Annotated in this window: 13 protein-coding genes and 2 pseudogenes; all 15 read left to right on the top strand. The window is 73.3% G+C overall.

The features are described from left to right. Position 1 precedes the first annotated feature (1 nt). The 15 genes and pseudogenes from fliQ (at position 2) to REH70_RS16510 (ending at position 16,207) form a co-directional block, all read left to right on the top strand. Entirely contained in the window at positions 2 to 277 is a 276-nt protein-coding gene (gene fliQ, locus REH70_RS16580) for a flagellar biosynthesis protein FliQ (RefSeq protein ID WP_310748979.1), read from the top strand. 3 nt (positions 278 to 280) lie between these two features. Next, positions 281 to 1,042, top strand: coding sequence for a flagellar biosynthetic protein FliR (locus tag REH70_RS16575; protein ID WP_310748977.1), 762 nt, complete (start codon positions 281 to 283; stop codon positions 1,040 to 1,042). Continuing rightward, on the top strand, positions 1,039 to 2,157 hold the full coding sequence (locus REH70_RS16570; RefSeq protein ID WP_310748975.1) for an EscU/YscU/HrcU family type III secretion system export apparatus switch protein: 1,119 nt from the start codon (positions 1,039 to 1,041) through the stop codon (positions 2,155 to 2,157). Before REH70_RS16575 ends, REH70_RS16570 begins: the two co-directional genes overlap by 4 nt. Before the next feature lie 337 nt (positions 2,158 to 2,494). Further along, positions 2,495 to 4,554 (top strand): annotated as a pseudogene (locus REH70_RS16565) (flagellar biosynthesis protein FlhA). Beyond that, positions 4,544 to 5,911 carry a hypothetical protein gene (locus REH70_RS16560; RefSeq protein WP_310748973.1) on the top strand — a complete coding sequence of 456 codons (1,368 nt, stop codon included), beginning with the start codon at positions 4,544 to 4,546 and terminating at the stop codon, positions 5,909 to 5,911. Before REH70_RS16565 ends, REH70_RS16560 begins: the two are co-directional and overlap by 11 nt. Positions 5,912 to 5,954: 43 nt before the next feature. Beyond that, on the top strand, positions 5,955 to 6,191 hold the full coding sequence (csrA, locus tag REH70_RS16555; RefSeq protein WP_310748971.1) for a carbon storage regulator CsrA: 237 nt from the start codon (positions 5,955 to 5,957) through the stop codon (positions 6,189 to 6,191). Positions 6,192 to 6,409: 218 nt separating this feature from the next. Then, entirely contained in the window at positions 6,410 to 8,911 is a 2,502-nt protein-coding gene (locus REH70_RS16550; RefSeq protein ID WP_310754362.1) for a chemotaxis protein CheA, read from the top strand. Further along, on the top strand, positions 8,908 to 9,327 hold the full coding sequence (locus tag REH70_RS16545; protein ID WP_310748969.1) for a chemotaxis protein CheW: 420 nt from the start codon (positions 8,908 to 8,910) through the stop codon (positions 9,325 to 9,327). Before REH70_RS16550 ends, REH70_RS16545 begins: the two co-directional genes overlap by 4 nt. A 300-nt stretch (positions 9,328 to 9,627) precedes the next feature. Then, positions 9,628 to 11,265, top strand: a complete 1,638-nt coding sequence (locus REH70_RS16540; protein ID WP_310748967.1) for a methyl-accepting chemotaxis protein — start codon at positions 9,628 to 9,630, stop codon at positions 11,263 to 11,265. 37 nt (positions 11,266 to 11,302) lie between these two features. Further along, positions 11,303 to 12,907 (top strand): methyl-accepting chemotaxis protein, encoded by a 1,605-nt coding sequence (locus tag REH70_RS16535; RefSeq protein ID WP_310748965.1) that lies wholly within the window; start codon positions 11,303 to 11,305, stop codon positions 12,905 to 12,907. A 428-nt stretch (positions 12,908 to 13,335) separates the two neighbouring features. Further along, entirely contained in the window at positions 13,336 to 13,890 is a 555-nt protein-coding gene (locus tag REH70_RS16530; RefSeq protein ID WP_310748963.1) for a response regulator, read from the top strand. Then, a pseudogene (locus tag REH70_RS16525) lies at positions 13,878 to 14,363 on the top strand (CheB methylesterase domain-containing protein); the annotation flags it as partial. The gene REH70_RS16530 and the pseudogene REH70_RS16525, both read left to right, overlap by 13 nt. Before the next feature lie 190 nt (positions 14,364 to 14,553). Then, positions 14,554 to 15,378, top strand: a complete 825-nt coding sequence (locus tag REH70_RS16520; protein ID WP_310748961.1) for a protein-glutamate O-methyltransferase CheR — start codon at positions 14,554 to 14,556, stop codon at positions 15,376 to 15,378. Then, positions 15,375 to 15,758, top strand: a complete 384-nt coding sequence (locus REH70_RS16515; RefSeq protein WP_310748959.1) for a response regulator — start codon at positions 15,375 to 15,377, stop codon at positions 15,756 to 15,758. Before REH70_RS16520 ends, REH70_RS16515 begins: the two co-directional genes overlap by 4 nt. Further along, a complete protein-coding gene (locus REH70_RS16510) occupies positions 15,755 to 16,207 on the top strand; it encodes a chemotaxis protein CheX (protein ID WP_310748957.1) in 453 nt (150 codons plus the stop codon). Before REH70_RS16515 ends, REH70_RS16510 begins: the two co-directional genes overlap by 4 nt. The last annotated feature ends 18 nt before the right edge of the window (positions 16,208 to 16,225 follow it).

Raw genomic sequence — 16,225 nt, 5'->3', positions numbered from 1 at the left:
CATGGACACCAACGCCGTCCTCGACATCGGGCTCGACGCCCTCGTCCTGGCCGCCAAGCTGTGCGCGCCGGTGCTCATCACCGCGCTCGTCATCGGCTTCGTCGTCTCGCTGCTGCAGTCGATCACCCAGATCCAGGAGGTCACCCTCAGCTTCGTCCCCAAGGCCATCGGGGTCGGCGTCGTGCTGCTCGTGGCCGGGCACTGGATGATCGCCGAGACGGTCTCCTTCACCCAGGAGCTGTTCACGAAGATCCCCGCCCTCCTCGGTGGTTCCTGACCGATGACGTTCACGCTGCCCTGGGCGGGCCTCGAGGGGGTCCTGCTCGCCGGCGTCCGGATGGCCGCGTTCCTCGTCATCGCCCCGCCGTTCTCCCACCGCGGCATCCCCGGCCGGATCAAGGCGATGCTCGCGGTCGCCCTCGGGCTGCTGGTCGCCCCCCGGGCCGACGCCGAGGCGGACCCCAGCGACATCGGGGGCTTCGTCGGCCAGCTCCTCATGCAGGTGCTCATCGGCGCGGCACTCGGCTTCCTCGTCGCGCTCGTGTTCGCCGCGGTGCAGTCCGCCGGTGCCCTGCTCGACCTGTTCGCCGGGTTCCAGATGGCCGCCGCGTTCGACCCGCTCAACCAGACCAGCGGTGCCCAGCTGCAGCGTCTCTACCAGATGACCGCGGTCGTCCTGCTGTTCGTCTCCGACGGCTACCAGATGGTCATCGGCGGCCTCGTGCGCACGTTCGACGTCATCCCGCTCGGCACCTCCCTCGACCTCGCCGCGATGGCCGCCGCCAGCGCCGAGGGGCTGACGGGGATGTTCCTCGCCGCCCTCCAGGTCGCCGGGCCGCTCGCCGTCGTGCTGTTCCTGGCCGACGTCGGCCTCGGCCTGCTCACCCGCGTCGCTCCCGCCCTCAACGCGTTCGCGCTCGGCTTCCCGCTGAAGATCCTGCTCACGCTGAGCCTCGGCGGCATGGCCTACCTCGCGCTGCCCGGCATGGTGTCGTCCCTGACCGACGACGCCGTCCGCACCGTCATCGGGGTGAGTCCGTGAGCGGGGGCGGTGGGCAGGACAAGACCGAGAACGCCACCCCGAAGCGCCAGAAGCAGAACCGCAAGGACGGTGCGCTCCAGCGCTCGCAGGACGTCTCGGCCTGGCTCGGCATGGGCGCCGCGGGCGTGATGCTGAGCGTGGTGCTCACCGCCGGCAGCGAGGCCGCCGTCGACCAGCTGCAGGCGGTGCGGGACGTCGTCGCGAACCCCGACCCCGCGCTCGCACTGCGTGCCGTCGGCGACGGGCTCGGGTCCGTGCTGCTCACGGTGGCACCGCTCATGGCCGTCGTCGTGGTCGCCGCGATCGTCTCCGCGGCCGCCCAGGGGGGCCTGCACATCTCGACGAAGAAGCTGAAGCCGACGTTCAAGCCGCTGAACATCCTCGCCGGCCTCAAGCGCCTGGTGGGTGTGCAGACGTGGTGGCAGGGCGGCAAGTCGCTGCTCAAGACCGTCGTCATCGGCGTCGTGCTGACCACCGTGGTGCAGAGCATCACGCCGATCCTCCTGGCGTCGGGCGGGTTGTCGCTGCATGCGGTGCTCGACGTCGCCGGGAACGGCATCGCCACGCTGATGCGCACGGCCGTCGTGGCCGGCATCGGGCTCGCGATCGTCGACGTCATCTTCGTCGGCAAGCAGAACCGCAAGAAGACGAAGATGACGCTCAAGGAGGTCAAGGACGAGAACAAGAACTCCGAGGGCGACCCGCTGCTCAAGGGCGCAATCCGGTCCAAGCAGCTCGCGATGAGCCGCAACCGCATGATGGCCGCGATCGGCGACGCCGACGTCGTCCTGGTCAACCCCACGCATGTCGCCGTCGCGCTGCGCTACGAGCCCGGGACCGGTGCACCCCGCGTCGTCGCCAAGGGGGCCGGTCACGTCGCCGCGCGCATCCGCGCCGAGGCGAACGACAAGCGCGTCCCGCTGGTCGAGGACATCCCGTTGGCCCGCGCCCTGCACGCGGCGTGCGAGCTGGGGCAGGAGATCCCCGCGGAGCTGTTCACCCAGGTGGCCAAGGTGCTCGCGTTCGTCATGGCCCTGCGTCGGCGGGGGGCGGCCCAGGGCACCCACCGGGTCCCCGAGACGTCACGCCCTCAACCGTCGCGCCGCGCCGCCTGACCCGCAGGGGCCGCCACCCCGCCGAGTGCGACGTTCCGCACCGCATCCGCAGTGCTCACCCGCCGAGTGCGACGTTCTGCACCGTATGAGTGCCTGATGAGGTGCGGAACGTCGCACTGGGCCGGGAGCGGGTGCCGAGTGTGACGTCGCGGAGCGTTCGGGGCGCGTGAACGGTCCGGAACGTCGCACTGGGCGAAAGGTGCGTCGGCGGGGTGGGCGCGGGTGGACCACGGGTGATGCGGGACCGCCGCGCAAGGCTCACAAAGGGGACGTTGCGCCCGATGAGAGGAGCACGAGCGGCAGTCGCGCCCGCGTCCGCACCGACCCAGAGGACCTCATGCCCAAGAACCGGAACATCGCCGGGCTCGCCGTGCCGGCGGGTGTCGTCGGCATCGTGATGCTGCTGGTCGTGCCGCTGCCGGCGCCGGCGCTGGACATGCTGATCGTGGTCAACATCGTCGGCTCGCTCGTGATCCTGCTGACGTCGATGTACGTCAAGCGGCCGCTGGACTTCTCGATCTTCCCGTCGCTGCTGCTCATCGCGACGCTGTTCCGGCTGGGCCTCAACGTCGCCTCGACCCGCCTCGTGCTCGGCAACGGGTACGCCGGTGAGGTCATCGCCGCCTTCGGCCACTTCGTGGTGGGCGGCTCGCTCATCATCGGCCTGGTGATCTTCCTGATCCTCGTGGTGATCCAGTTCGTCGTCATCACCAACGGCGCCGGCCGCGTCGCCGAGGTCGGGGCGCGCTTCACCCTGGACGCGATGCCCGGCAAGCAGATGGCCATCGACGCCGACCTCAACTCCGGCCTCATCGACGAGGACACCGCCCGCAAGCGCCGCGCCGACGTCGCCGGCGAGGCCGACTTCTACGGCGCGATGGACGGTGGCTCGAAGTTCGTCAAGGGCGACGCCATCGCCGGCATCATCATCACGGTCATCAACCTGGTCGGCGGGATCATCATCGGGATGGTCCAGATGGGCATGGCCCCCGGCGAGGCGGTCGAGCGGTTCAGCCTCCTGACCATCGGCGACGGCCTCGTCACCCAGATCCCCGCGCTGCTGCTCTCGGTCTCCAGCGGCATCATCGTCACCCGTGCGACCGCCGACGGCGACCTCGGCACCGCCGCGAGCAAGCAGCTCACGCAGTCCCGCCAGGCACTGCAGATCGCCGGTGCCTCCGCGATCGCGATGGCACTCATCCCCGGCCTGCCCAAGATCCCGTTCGTGCTGGTCGGCGGCGTGCTCCTCATCGCGGCGCAGCGCAGCAAGGCCCGCGACGACGCCGCCGAGGCCGCGGACGCGGCGGCGAAGGCCCTGCCCGGGGCGGCCGCCTCCGCTCCCGACACCCCGGAGGCGCTCATCGAGCAGATGCGCGTGCACGCCCTGGAGATCCTGCTCGCCCCCGACCTCGTGGACCTCGTCGGTGGCGGCGACGGCGACCTGCTGTCCCGCGTCCGCGGGCTGCGCCGCAAGATCGCGTTCGACCTCGGCGTCGTCGTCCCGCCCGTGCGCACCCGGGACTCCGTCGACCTGCCGCGCGGCACGTACGCCGTGCGCATCTCCGGGGTCGAGGTCGGCCGGGGCGAGCTGCCGCCGGGGCGCGTGCTCGCGCTCGGGGACGCCCTCGACGCGCTCCCCGGCCAGGCCGTGCACGAGCCGGTGTTCGGGCTTGCGGGCAAGTGGGTCCCGGCCGAGCTGCGGCACGCCGCGGAGATGTCCGGCGCGACCGTCGTCGACCGGGTGTCGGTGCTCATCACCCACCTCGGCTCGATCATCGCCAAGCACGCGTCGCGCCTGCTGACCCGGGAGGACGTCCGCGTGCTCACCGAGGGTGTGAAGGCCGTCAACCCGTCGGTCGTCGACGAGCTCGTCCCGGGGCTGCTCAGCCTCGGCGAGGTGCAGCGCGTGCTGCACGGCCTGCTCGACGAGGGCGTGCCGATCCGCGACCTCGGCCGCATCCTCGAGGCGCTGTCGCTGCGCGCCAAGGAGACCACCCACGTCGGCGGGCTCGTCGAGGCGGCGCGCTCCGCGCTCGGCCCGGCGCTCGCCGCCCCCTACGGGGTCGACGGCGTGCTGCGCGTCCTGGTGGTGGACCCGATGGTGGAGCAGCAGCTCGTCGAGTCGCTGCGGCCGGCCGACGGCGGGATGCAGATCATGCTGGACCCCGTGCGGGTCGACGGGCTGCTCGGCTCGGTGCGCGCCGGTGTGGAGAACGCGGAGCGTGCGGGGTTCCCGGTGGTGCTCGCGTGCGCCCCGCACTGCGTGCGCCGCTGCGCGCGCTGGTGCTCCTCGCGACGCCCGAGCTGCCCGTACTGTCGTACAACGAGGTGACCGATTCCGGTCTGCGGATCGAGACGGTGGGGACGGTGCGTGATGCCCAGGCGGTTGCTGCTTGACGGTGACGACCTCCCCGCCCTCATGCACCGCGTCCGTGCGGAGATGGGCCCCGACGCGGTGGTGGTCAAGGCCGAGCGGGTGCGCACCGGTGGTGTCGCCGGGTTCTTCGCCAAGGAGCACTTCGAGGTGACCGTCGAGGTCCCGGACCGTCGTCCGGGTCCGCGCGTCCCGCGCCCGGCGTCCCCCGGGCCGGTCGGCATGTCCGCGCTGCTCGACGCCGCCGACGCGGCCGACGGCGGTGACGGCGCCACCGCCGGTCGCGCTGCCCCCGCGGGCGGGTCGACCGGGACCGCCGGTCCACGGGTGTCCACCGACGGCGACGGGTTCGCCCGGCTGCTCGCCTCGATCGACGACATGGCCGACGTCCACCCCGCGCCGCCGGCGAGACCGGCACCGCCGGCGCCGGCGCAGGCGGGTTCCGCGTCGGCGACCGTGCCCGACGCCGCGTCCTCGGCCCGGGCCGACGCGCCACCCCCTCCTCCGTCGGACGACGACGCCCCGCCGCGCCCGCAGCACCCCGCCGCCCGCTTCGCCCCGCGCGGCGCGACGGTCACGGCCGCGACGTTCGGCCCCCTGACGGCGCTCGACGCGCATCCGGCTCCGGCACCGGCGGGACCCGCCGACTCGACCGCCGACTCGCCCCCTGACCCGGCCCCAGAGGCGACCCCCGTCGCCGACGACCCGACCGGCGCCCCCACCGGCGGTGACCGGCGCGCCCTGCTGGCGCTCGGCGTCCCGGCCTCCGTGCTGGGCCCCGGGCCGAGCGACGAGCCGATGCCGCTGTCCCGACTGCTCGCCGGACTCCCGCGGCCGCCCGCGCCGGAGCGCACGCCGGGCGCCGTCGTCGTCGTCGTGGGGGAGGGGACCGCGGCGCTGCCGGTCGCGGTCCAGCTCGCCCAGCGCGCCCACCTCGAGCCCGGCGACGTCGCCCTGGCCGGCGCGATGCCGCCCGTCGCGGGTCACCGCCGCCGCCTGCCCAACCCGACCGCGGCGGCACGCCACCGCGACAAGGTCGCCGACGGTGAGCAGGTGGGGGTCGTCGCCGTCGGCGTCGGCCCGGAGCCCGAGGACCGCGCCGCCGCCGCCCAGCTCATCGCCGCGCTCGCCCCCGAGCAGTGCTGGGCCGTGGTGGACGCGCGCCGCAAGACCACCGACCTGCGCGCCTGGATGCGCGACGTCGCCGGGACCCGCCCGATCGACGCCCTGGCTGCCACCTGGGTGCACGCGACGCAGGACCCCGGGACCGTGCTCGACCTCGGCGCACCGGTCGGCTGGCTCGACGGGCTGCCCGCGACGCCGGTGGTCTGGGCTGCGGTGCTCAGCGAGCGGCTCGACGCCGGCGCCCGCTGGGACTAGGCCATCCGGTCGTGGGCCGCCGTCCGGCGGGTACTGTCGACCCATGCTGGTCCTGAGCCGTCGCGTCGGTGAGCGACTGATGATCGGGGACGACGTCGTCCTCACCGTCCTCGAGGTGCGCAGCGACGGCGTCCGCCTCGGCATCGACGCCCCCCGGTCCGTGGTCATCAACCGCGCCGAGGTCATCGAGGCGGTCACCCAGGCGAACGTCGAGGCCTCCACCGCCGACGACGCCGCGGTCGACGCCCTGCGTCGCCTCATGCCGCCGCACGCCGGCTGACCCGCTCCGACCTCCGCGTCCGCGGCCCGCCTCACCCGTACCTGCACCCGCGGCCCGCCTCACCCGCACCTGCACGTGCACCTGCACCGGGCGGACACCGCACCGCCTGCGCCTCATCTCGCCCCACCTGCCCCGCCGTCCTCCTCACGTGCGCGCCCTCCGTGTCGATGAGACCGGAAGACAGCGGTCAGCACAGGGAGGCAGACGTCGTGGAAGACATGGACGAGATCGTCCGTGAGTTCCTGGTCGAGAGCTACGAGAATCTCGACCAGCTGGACCAGGACCTGGTCGCGCTCGAGGGCGCGCCCGACTCACGCGAGCTGCTCAGCAGCGTGTTCCGCACGATCCACACCATCAAGGGGACCAGCGGATTCCTCGCGTTCGGTCTCCTGGAGCGCGTCGCCCACGCCGGGGAGAACCTCCTGGTCGAGCTGCGCGACGGCCGGCGGTCCATGGACCAGCCGACCACCGACGTGCTGCTCCTCATGGTCGACACCGTCCGGGTCATCCTGGGCCGCATCGAGGCGTCCGGCACCGAGGGTGACGTCCCGATCGACGGCGTGATCGAGCAGATCCGCACCGTCCTCGAGGGCCGCGCGCAGAGCGTCGACGCGCCGGTGGAGGTCATCGCGCCGGTGGAGGACGTCGCCGTCGCCCCCGCCGACGACGTCGTGGCGGCACCGGTCGAGGTGGCCGCGCCGGCCGCCCCGGCCCGCACCGGGCTCGTGGGCAGCCGCTCCGCGACTGCCGCTGTCGGCCCCGCCCCCGTCGCTGCCCCTGCCCCCGCGCCGGTCGCCGCCTCCGCGCCCGCTGCTGTCGCCGTCGTCGAGCACCCCGGCCCGCACCCGGCGCCGTCCGCCCACCCGGCGCCCGGCGGCGTCGTCCCCGCGCCGCAGCCCGCTCCGGTCAGCGAGAGCGCCCCGGGTGCCTCTGCCACGCCGCCGCCGAAGACGGCCGCCAAGCCGGCGGTCAAGGCTGCCGAGTCCGGGTCCGAGACCCCGGGTCTGCGCACGGCGTCCGAGACCTCGATCCGTGTCGACGTCGAGCTGCTCGACGCCCTCATGCGCCAGGTCGGCGAGCTCGTGCTCGCCCGCAACCAGATCAGCCGGCTCGCGGACGGCAACGTCGACCTCGACCTCGTCCGCTCCGCGCAGCGCCTGAACCTCATCGCGTCCGAGCTGCAGGAGGGCGTCATGAAGACGCGCATGCAGCCCATCGACCACGTGTGGTCCAAGATGCCGCGCATCGTCCGCGACCTCGCCGCCGTCTGCGGGCGCCAGGTCCGTCTGGACATGGTCGGCGGTGACACCGAGCTCGACCGCACGCTGCTCGAGGCCGTGAAGGACCCGCTGACGCACCTCGTGCGCAACGCGGTCGACCACGGCATCGAGTCGGCCGACGTCCGCACCGCGGCCGGCAAGGTCCCCACCGGTCTGCTCACCCTGCGCGCCTACCACGCGGGTGGCCAGGTCGTCGTCGAGGTGACCGACGACGGCAAGGGCATCGACCCGGAGAAGGTCGGCACCAAGGCGGTCGAGCGCGGACTGCGCACCGCCGAGCAGGTCGCGCTCATGAGCCCGCAGGACCTGCTGCAGATGCTGTTCCTGCCCGGGTTCTCCACCGCCGAGGCCGTGACGAACGTGTCCGGCCGCGGCGTCGGGATGGACGTCGTCCGCACCAAGATCGAGGCCATCGGCGGGGCCGTCGAGGTCGAGTCCGTGGTCGGCCGCGGCACCACCTGGCGCCTGCGCATCCCGCTGACGCTCGCGATCATGCCCGCGCTCACGGTCGAGTCGGCCGGTGAGCTGTACGCGATCCCGCAGGTCAGCCTGCTCGAGCTCGTCGCCCTCGACGGCCAGAAGGCCGGCGGCGCGATCGAGTACATCAACTCGGCGCCGGTCTACCGCCTGCGCGGCACGCTGCTGCCGCTGGTCAGCCTGCGCGACGTCCTGGAGTACGGCGGCGAGCGGGACGCGGACACCCCCACGGTGATCGCCGTCCTGCAGGCCGACACCCAGCGCTTCGGGCTCGTCGTCGACCGCGTGCTCAACACCGAGGAGATCGTCGTCAAGCCCCTCTCCGCGCGGCTCAAGGCGATCGGCGCCTACGCCGGCGCCACCCTGCTCGGCGACGGGCGCGTCTCGCTCATCCTCGACGTCCAGGCCATCGCCCGGCGCACGCTGTCCGGTGACGCGCTCGAGACGGACTGGGAGCAGACCGCCGCGCTCGCCGCGCGGGCCGCCGACGCCGAGCAGGTGCTCGTCGCCGGCATCGGCGGCGGACGCCGGGTCGCGATCCCGCTGTCTGCGGTGACGCGCCTCGAGCGGCTCCGCCAGGAGGTCATCGAGCACGTGGGCGGCCGCGAGGTCGTCCAGTACCGCGGCGCGATCGTCCCGCTGGTGCGGCTCGAGCGCCTGCTCGGCGGGTACTCGGACTCCACTGCCGAGGAGCTGCTCGTCGTGGTCTACACGCGGGGCACCCGCAGCGTGGCCATCGTCGTGGAGGAGATCGTCGACATCGTCGAGGACGACTTCACCCAGCACAGCCAGATCGACGACCACGGGCTGGTCGGTTCCACGGTCCTCAAGGACCGCGTCACCGAGCTGCTCGACGTCAAGCAGGCCGTCATGGCCGCCGACCCGTCGTTCTTCGACGAGCTCGTCGGCTCCGACAGCCCCGACATGTCCCAGCTGCACATCCTCGCGGGAGCCAGCGCATGAGCCGACAGTTCGCCACCTTCACGCTCGCCGGTGCTCGTTACGGCGTCGACGTCCTGCGGGTCCAGGAGGCCCTGCGGGCTCACGCCCGCACGCCGGTGCCGCTCGCGCCCCCGGGGATCGCCGGCCTGGTCAACCTGCGTGGCCAGGTCGTGATGACGATCGACCTGCGCAGCCGGCTCGGGCTCGCCCCGCGGTCCGGGGACGCCGAGCCGATGATGATCGTCGTCCAGGTCGACGGGGAGCCGATCAGCCTCCTCGTCGACGAGATCGGCGACGTCATCGACGTCGAGGAGGGGCAGTTCGAGACCCCGCCGGACACGCTGCCCACCGCGCTGCGCGAGGTCATCCTCGGTGCGTACAAGCTCGACCGCGGGCTGCTGCTCGCGCTCGACGTCGACCGGGCGACCGCCGCCTGACGCCCGTCAGCGATCCCACGACGCGTGGCGTCGTGCCGATGCCCCTCACCTCTCCGGTGGGGGGCATCGTCGCGTTCCAGGAGCGGGCCCTCCGACGACGTCGTGCGGAGCACCAGCACGCGCGCGTGAAACACCACGTCGGCGTCCTCGGCCAGCGCGTCCAAGGTTGCCCGGGGCGTCCAGTAACAGGCGGTCGAGGTGATGTCAAAGCCGATCGCTCATGCCGGGCGCGGTCCTCCCGATGAGGACGGGGAACCCGTGTCCCCACCACCTCGGCGACGTCGCCGACCAGGAGCCGAGATGTCCACCAGCACCCGACCGCAGCCCGACCCGACGACCCGGAGCGGCCGCGGCCCGGTCGCCTGGTTCGGCGACCGCTCCGTCCGCACCCGCATCCTCAGCGCGGTCGGACTCCTGGCCGCGGTGTCCGCCGGCACGGGTGTGATGGCCCACAGCGCCCTGGGGGACCTCGCCGAGGACACCGCGACGCTCGCGACCATCCAGCGCGACGTCGTCGGGCAGCGCGGCATCGTCCACCAGAACCAGCTCAAGGCGCGTCTGATCGTCGCCCAGGTCGGGGCGGTGAGCACCCCCGAGCTCGTCGAGGTGTGGCTGGACAAGCAGGACGAGAACGACGCGGAGCTCGCCGCGGCCGTCGAGGCGTTCGAGACCGCGGGCGGCTCCGCGTCCCCGAGCTGGGCGCCGTTCCAGGAGGCCTACGCCGCCTGGGTCGAGGCCCGCGACACCCAGCTCATCCCCGCCGCGATCGCGAACGACGGCAGCTACGACGCCCTGCTCGACGACGTCAGCCAGCCGCTCATCGACACCTACGTCGGGCACCTCGACGCCGTGGAGGCCGAGATCGCCGACTACGCCGACGACATCTCGACCGCCGCCGCGGACGCAGCCGCCGACGCGCAGCGCACTCTGCTCATCACTCTCGCGGTCGCCCTGCTCGCGGCGCTCGGGCTCGCGTACACGATCGCCCAGGCCATCCGCACCTCGGTGTCGGCGGTGCGCACGTCGCTCGAGGCGATGGCCGACGGTGACCTCACGGTCCCCGCCGGCGTCACCCGGGGCGACGAGATCGGCGCGATGGCGCGCGCCCTCACCGCCGCGCAGGCCTCGCTCCGGCAGACGCTGTCCGGGGTGGCCGAGACGGCGCAGACCGTGGCCGCCGCGGCGGAGGAGCTCTCCGCGGCGAACACCCAGGTCGCCTCCGGCTCGGAGGCCTCGAGCGTGCAGGCCGGCGTGGTCGCCGCGGCGGCCGAGCAGGTCAGCCGCAACGTGCAGACCGTCGCCGCCGGAGCGGAGCAGATGGGCGCGTCGATCCGGGAGATCGCGCAGAACGCCAACGAGGCCGCCAAGGCGTCGAGCCAGGCCGTGACCCACGCGCAGTCGACGTCGGAGACGGTCGCCGGGCTGGGGGAGTCGTCGAAGGAGATCGGCAACGTGGTCAAGGTGATCACCTCGATCGCGGAGCAGACGAACCTGCTCGCCCTGAACGCGACGATCGAGGCGGCGCGTGCCGGGGAGGCCGGCAAGGGCTTCGCCGTCGTCGCCGGTGAGGTCAAGGAGCTCGCGCAGGAGTCCGCGCGCGCCGCGGAGGACATTGGGCGACGTATCGCGGCCAACCAGGCGCAGACGTCGTCGGCGGTCAGCGCGATCGACCAGATCAGCGGGATCATCGCATCGATCAACGACTACCAGCTGACGATCGCCTCCGCGGTCGAGGAGCAGACCGCGACGACGAACGAGATGTCCCGGTCGGTCACCGAGGCAGCCACCGGGTCCGGTGAGATCGCGGTCAACATCACGGGGGTCGCGCAGGCGGCCGCGTCGTCGTCGGACGTGCTCGGTCAGATGGGGACGTCCGTCGACGAGCTGGCCCGGATGTCCGCCGACCTGCGCGAGCGGGTGTCCCGCTTCACCTACTGAGCGGCTCGGGTGCGGCTGACCGCTCATGTCACCCCCGGTGGCGCCGATCGAGCACCTGACCCGGTCGACCGGCGCCACCACCACCAGAGAGATCCCGATGCCCAGCCAGATCCCGTCCGAGCCCTCGCCCTCCCGTCGTGGCGGGATCCGTGCCCGCATCGTCGGCGTCACCGCGCTGCTCGTGGTCGGGACGCTCGTCGTCGCCGGCACCGCGTCGTACGGCACCGCGCGCATCGGTGACCTCGAGGACCAGCTCGGCGCTGCGGTCGACGTCCAGGACACGGTGGAGCGCGCGCGCTACGACCTCCTGTGGGCGTCCAACTGGCAGAACATCACCGCCTGGCGCGCCCGCGTCGACGGTGGGGCGGTCGCCGCCGACCCGGCCGGTGACAACCTGCCGAACTACACCGACGGCGTCGACGGCTTCGAGTCGCTGTTCGCCCTCGACCGGACGATGCTCGACGCCGCGGGTGCCGAGAACCTCGACGTCATCGAGGAGCAGTGGTCCGAGCTGCTCGAGTACAACGACGAGATCTTCGCGCTGTGGGCCGCCGACCAGCTCGACGAGGGCGACGCCGTCTCCGGCGGGCCGAAGTGGGACATCTACTTCGTCATCGCCGAGGCGCTCGACGCGCTCACCGGCTCCGTCGAGCAGCGCGTCGACGACCTGCGGTCCGAGATGGACGCGACCCAGCGCAGCACCGCGCTGGTCACCTGGATCGTCACCGCGATCGTCGTCCTGGCCGGCGCGGTGCTCAGCTGGGTGGTCTCGGGTCGCATCGTCGCCGGCCTGCGGCGGGTGCACGCGGCGCTGACCGCGATGGCCGACGGCGACCTCACCGTCACCGCCGGCGTCACGAGCCGGGACGAGGTCGGCGAGATGGCGGCCGCCCTCGGCTCCGCGCAGGCGTCGCTGCGCACGACGCTCGGGCAGGTCGCCGAGGCGTCCCACACCGTCGCCGCCGCGAGCGAGGAGCTCGCCACCGCGAACGCGCAGGTCGCGGCCGGGTCGGAGGAGACCAGCGCGCAGGCCGGCGTCGTCGCTGCGGCTGCGGAACAGGTGTCGCGCAACGTGCAGACCGTGGCCGCCGGCGCCGAGGAGATGGGCGCCTCGATCCGGGAGATCGCGCAGAACGCCAACGAGGCGGCGCGGGCCTCGAACCAGGCCGTCGAGCACGCGCAGACCACCGCGGCCGCCGTCGTCGGCCTGGGGGAGTCCTCCCGGGAGATCGGCGACGTCGTCAAGGTGATCACCTCGATCGCGGAGCAGACCAACCTGCTCGCGCTCAACGCGACGATCGAGGCGGCGCGGGCCGGGGAGGCCGGCAAGGGCTTCGCGGTCGTGGCCGGTGAGGTCAAGGAGCTCGCGCAGGAGTCGGCGCGGGCCGCGGAGGACATCGGGCGACGCATCGCGACCAACCGGGACCAGACGTCGTCGGCCGTCGCGGCGATCGGCGAGATCAGCGGGATCATCGCGTCGATCAACGACTACCAGATGACGATCGCCTCGGCGGTCGAGGAGCAGACGGCCACGACAAACGAGATGTCCCGGTCGGTCACCGAGGCAGCCACCGGGTCGGGGAGATCGCGGCCAACATCACGGGTGTCGCGAATGCCGCGGCGACGTCGTCGGGCGTCGTGACGCAGATGGGCGACGCCGTCGGCGAGCTCGCCCGCATGTCGGCCGAGCTGCGCGAGCGGGTGTCGCGCTTCACGTACTGATCCTGCGCACCGCCTTCGCGACGAGCCCTTCACCCACCCCGGGTGAGGGGCTCGTCGCCGTCGTCCACCGCAGGCCCCCGACCCCGACCCCGACCCCGACCACCGCGCACGCCGCGCACCCGCCCCCACCCATCCCGGACCCCTGTCGAGTGCGACGTTCTGCACCTCATCGGCCGCGAATGGGGTGCGGAACGTCGCACTCGCCGGCGTCCGGCGGCGTGGTGACCCGTGGCGGACGCGGGAGCGGTCGGGTGGGCGTGCGGCGGGTCGCATCGCTAACGCCGAGGGCGGCCCGGCCGATGAGCAGGTGACGCCGGGACGAGCCCGGCCGCATCGGTTGGAGCGCGCGTGTCCCGGATCCGGGTTCTGGTGGTCGACGACTCCGTCGTCGTGCGCCGCCTCGTCGCCGACGCCCTCGCCGGCGACCCCGCCATCGACGTCGTCGGGACGGCCGCCAACGGCCAGATCGCGCAGACCAAGGTCGAGCAGCTCGCGCCGGACCTCATCACGATGGACATCGAGATGCCTGTCATGGACGGCATCGAGGCGGTCCGCACGCTGCGGCGCTCCGGGTCGCGGCTGCCCATCATCATGTTCTCGACGCTCACCGAGCGCGGCGCGTCGGCCACCCTCGACGCGCTCGCCGCCGGCGCCACCGACTACGTCACCAAGCCCGCCAACGTGGGCAGCGTGCAGGAGTCCCTCGCGAGCGTCGCCGAGCAGCTCGTGCCCAAGATCAAGGCCCTCGTGCCGCACCGCGGCCGCACCGGCGCCCTCCCCACGCCCGCCGTCGGCGGCGCCACCGCGGCGCGCGGCGCCGCGCTCGTCACGCCGCGCCCGACGGCGCCCCGCGTCGTCCGGCTCGCACCCCGGTCGAGACCCCGCGTCCCGTGCGTGCCGTGATCATCGGCTCCTCGACCGGTGGGCCCGAGGCGCTGTCCCGGGTGTTCACCGCCATCGGGTCCGCGCTGCCAGTCCCGGTCGTGCTCGTCCAGCACATGCCTCCCGTGTTCACCCGCCAGCTCGCCGCCCGGTTGGACCGCCTCGGCGGGTCCACCGTGGTCGAGTCCGCGGGCGACGAGGAGCTGCGCCCCGGGCACGTCTACGTCGCACCCGGCGACCACCACCTCGAGCTGCTCCCGTCGCCGAGCGGTGCGCGCACCGTGCTGACCCGCACCGCCCCGGTGAACTTCTGCCGGCCCGCCGTCGACGTCCTGTTCCGCTCCGCCGTGCGGGTCTACGGCGGCGACCTGCTCGCCGTCGTCCTCACCGGCATGGGGACCGACGGGCGCGCCGGGTGCGAGGACGTGCTCGCCGCGGGCGGTCAGGTCGTCGCCCAGGACGAGGCGTCCAGCGTCGTGTGGGGCATGCCCGGTGCGGTCGCGTCCGCGGGCCTCGCGCACCGCGTCCTGCCGCTCGACGAGGTCGCGGCCGCCGTCATCGGCATCGTGCAGGTGGGCACCCGCACCGCGGCCGCCCGCCCGGTGCGCGCCGCCGTCCCGGGGGCGCCACGCTCTCGTCAGGCGCACCGGCACCGTTCCGCACGCTCACCCTCGGGAGTGCGCTGTGACCCTCGCCCCGGACACCTTCGCCTTCGTCGCCGACCTCGTCCGGCGCAGCAGCGCCATCCAGCTCGAGGCCGGCAAGGAGTACCTCGTCGAGAGCCGGCTGCTGCCGCTCGCGCGCGACGCCAAGGTGCCCACGGTGGACGCGTACGTCCGCGGCCTGCGCGGCGTCCCGCAGCAGCGTGAGTACGACCGCGTGGTCGAGGCGCTCACCACGAACGAGACGTCGTGGTTCCGCGACGTCACGCCGTTCAAGGCGCTCACCGACCACGTCGTCCCGCAGCTGCTCGCCGCCCGGCCCGGCACGTCGTCCCTGCGCGTGTGGTCCGCGGCCTGCTCCACCGGGCAGGAGGCGTACACGATCGGGATGTCCCTGCTGGAGACCGACCCGAACCTGCGGGTGCAGATCACCGCCACCGACCTGTCGGAGGAGGTGCTCGCCCGCGGCCGCTCCGGCCGGTACACCCAGCTCGAGGTCAACCGCGGCCTGCCCGCGCCGATGCTCGTCAAGCACTTCACCCGGGTGGGCACGGACTGGGAGATCAGCCAGCGGCTGCGCTCCATGGTCACGTTCGGCAAGCACAACCTCCTGCACGCGCCGCCCCTGGGTGGCCCGTTCGACGTCGTCTTCCTGCGCAACGTCCTCATCTACTTCGACCTGGCCACCAAGCGGGAGGTGCTGCGCCGCGCGCAGGCCGTCGTCCGCCCCGGCGGCTTCCTCTTCCTCGGCGCCGCCGAGACCACGATCGGGATCGACGACGGCTGGGAGCGCATCCCCGTCGGGCGCAGTTCCGTCTACCGACTCAACGCCCGGAGGGCAGCATGAGAGCGCTTGTCATCGACGACTCCCGGGCGATGCGTCGCATCGTCTCGGGGATCCTCGCCGGCACCGGCTACACCACGGCCGAGGCGGGTGACGGCCGTCAGGCCCTCGACCTGCTCGAGGCCGGGGAGAGGTTCGACCTCGCCTGCATCGACTGGAACATGCCGGTGATGAACGGGCTCGAGTTCGTCGTCGCCGTCCGGGCGCGCCGCGAGTGGCGCGACATGACGATGATGATGGTCACCACGGAGAGCGAGCACGGCCAGATCGTGCGTGCGCTCGCGGCCGGTGCGCATGAGTACCTCATCAAGCCGTTCACGCCGGACGCCATCCGCGACAAGCTCGAGCTGCTCGGCCTGCTCCCGCAGGAGGAGATGGCATGAGCACGCTCGCCCCCTTCATGACCGCCCAGATCGAGGCGATCGCCGAGGACGTCTTCGCCGCCATGATCGACGGCGAGCCGGGTCACCTCGTCCCGCTGCCCGACGTCGCCCCGCTCACCGAGCCGGTGTACGCGTGGGTCGACATGCACGCCGACGTCGCCGGCCGCGCGCTGCTCGCGACCGACGTCGCCACGGCGCACGACCTCGCGCGGGCGCTGCTCGCGATGGGCGCGGACGAGCCGGTCGGCGAGGAGGACCTGGTCGACGCGTTCGGCGAGGTCGCGAACGTCGTCGGCGGCAACCTCAAGGCGCTCCTGCCGGTGCAGGGGACGCTCACGCTCCCGCAGGTCGACCGCGAGCGGCCGGCCCTCGACGGGGCGACGCAGGTCGACGCGGTCGCGCTGCTCTGGCGCGGCCGGCCGCTCGACATCACCGTGTGGCAGATCTGACGCCCGCCGGGCGCCAGC

Source organism: Cellulomonas sp. ATA003 (genome assembly GCF_031582905.1).
GTDB lineage: Bacteria > Actinomycetota > Actinomycetes > Actinomycetales > Cellulomonadaceae > Pengzhenrongella.
Note: the sequence above shows the minus strand (reverse complement) of the source record. Positions and strands in the feature narration are given on the sequence as shown.

What these genes read in the sequence shown, in the direction of transcription:
- fliQ (WP_310748979.1), top strand. Translation starts at nt 2, where the DNA reads ATGGACACCAACGCCGTCCTCGACATCGGGCTCGACGCCCTCGTCCTG.
- REH70_RS16575 (WP_310748977.1), top strand. Translation starts at nt 281, where the DNA reads ATGACGTTCACGCTGCCCTGGGCGGGCCTCGAGGGGGTCCTGCTCGCC.
- csrA (WP_310748971.1), top strand. Translation starts at nt 5,955, where the DNA reads ATGCTGGTCCTGAGCCGTCGCGTCGGTGAGCGACTGATGATCGGGGAC.
- REH70_RS16550 (WP_310754362.1), top strand. Translation starts at nt 6,410, where the DNA reads ATGGACGAGATCGTCCGTGAGTTCCTGGTCGAGAGCTACGAGAATCTC.
- REH70_RS16545 (WP_310748969.1), top strand. Translation starts at nt 8,908, where the DNA reads ATGAGCCGACAGTTCGCCACCTTCACGCTCGCCGGTGCTCGTTACGGC.
- REH70_RS16540 (WP_310748967.1), top strand. Translation starts at nt 9,628, where the DNA reads ATGTCCACCAGCACCCGACCGCAGCCCGACCCGACGACCCGGAGCGGC.
- REH70_RS16515 (WP_310748959.1), top strand. Translation starts at nt 15,375, where the DNA reads ATGAGAGCGCTTGTCATCGACGACTCCCGGGCGATGCGTCGCATCGTC.
- REH70_RS16510 (WP_310748957.1), top strand. Translation starts at nt 15,755, where the DNA reads ATGAGCACGCTCGCCCCCTTCATGACCGCCCAGATCGAGGCGATCGCC.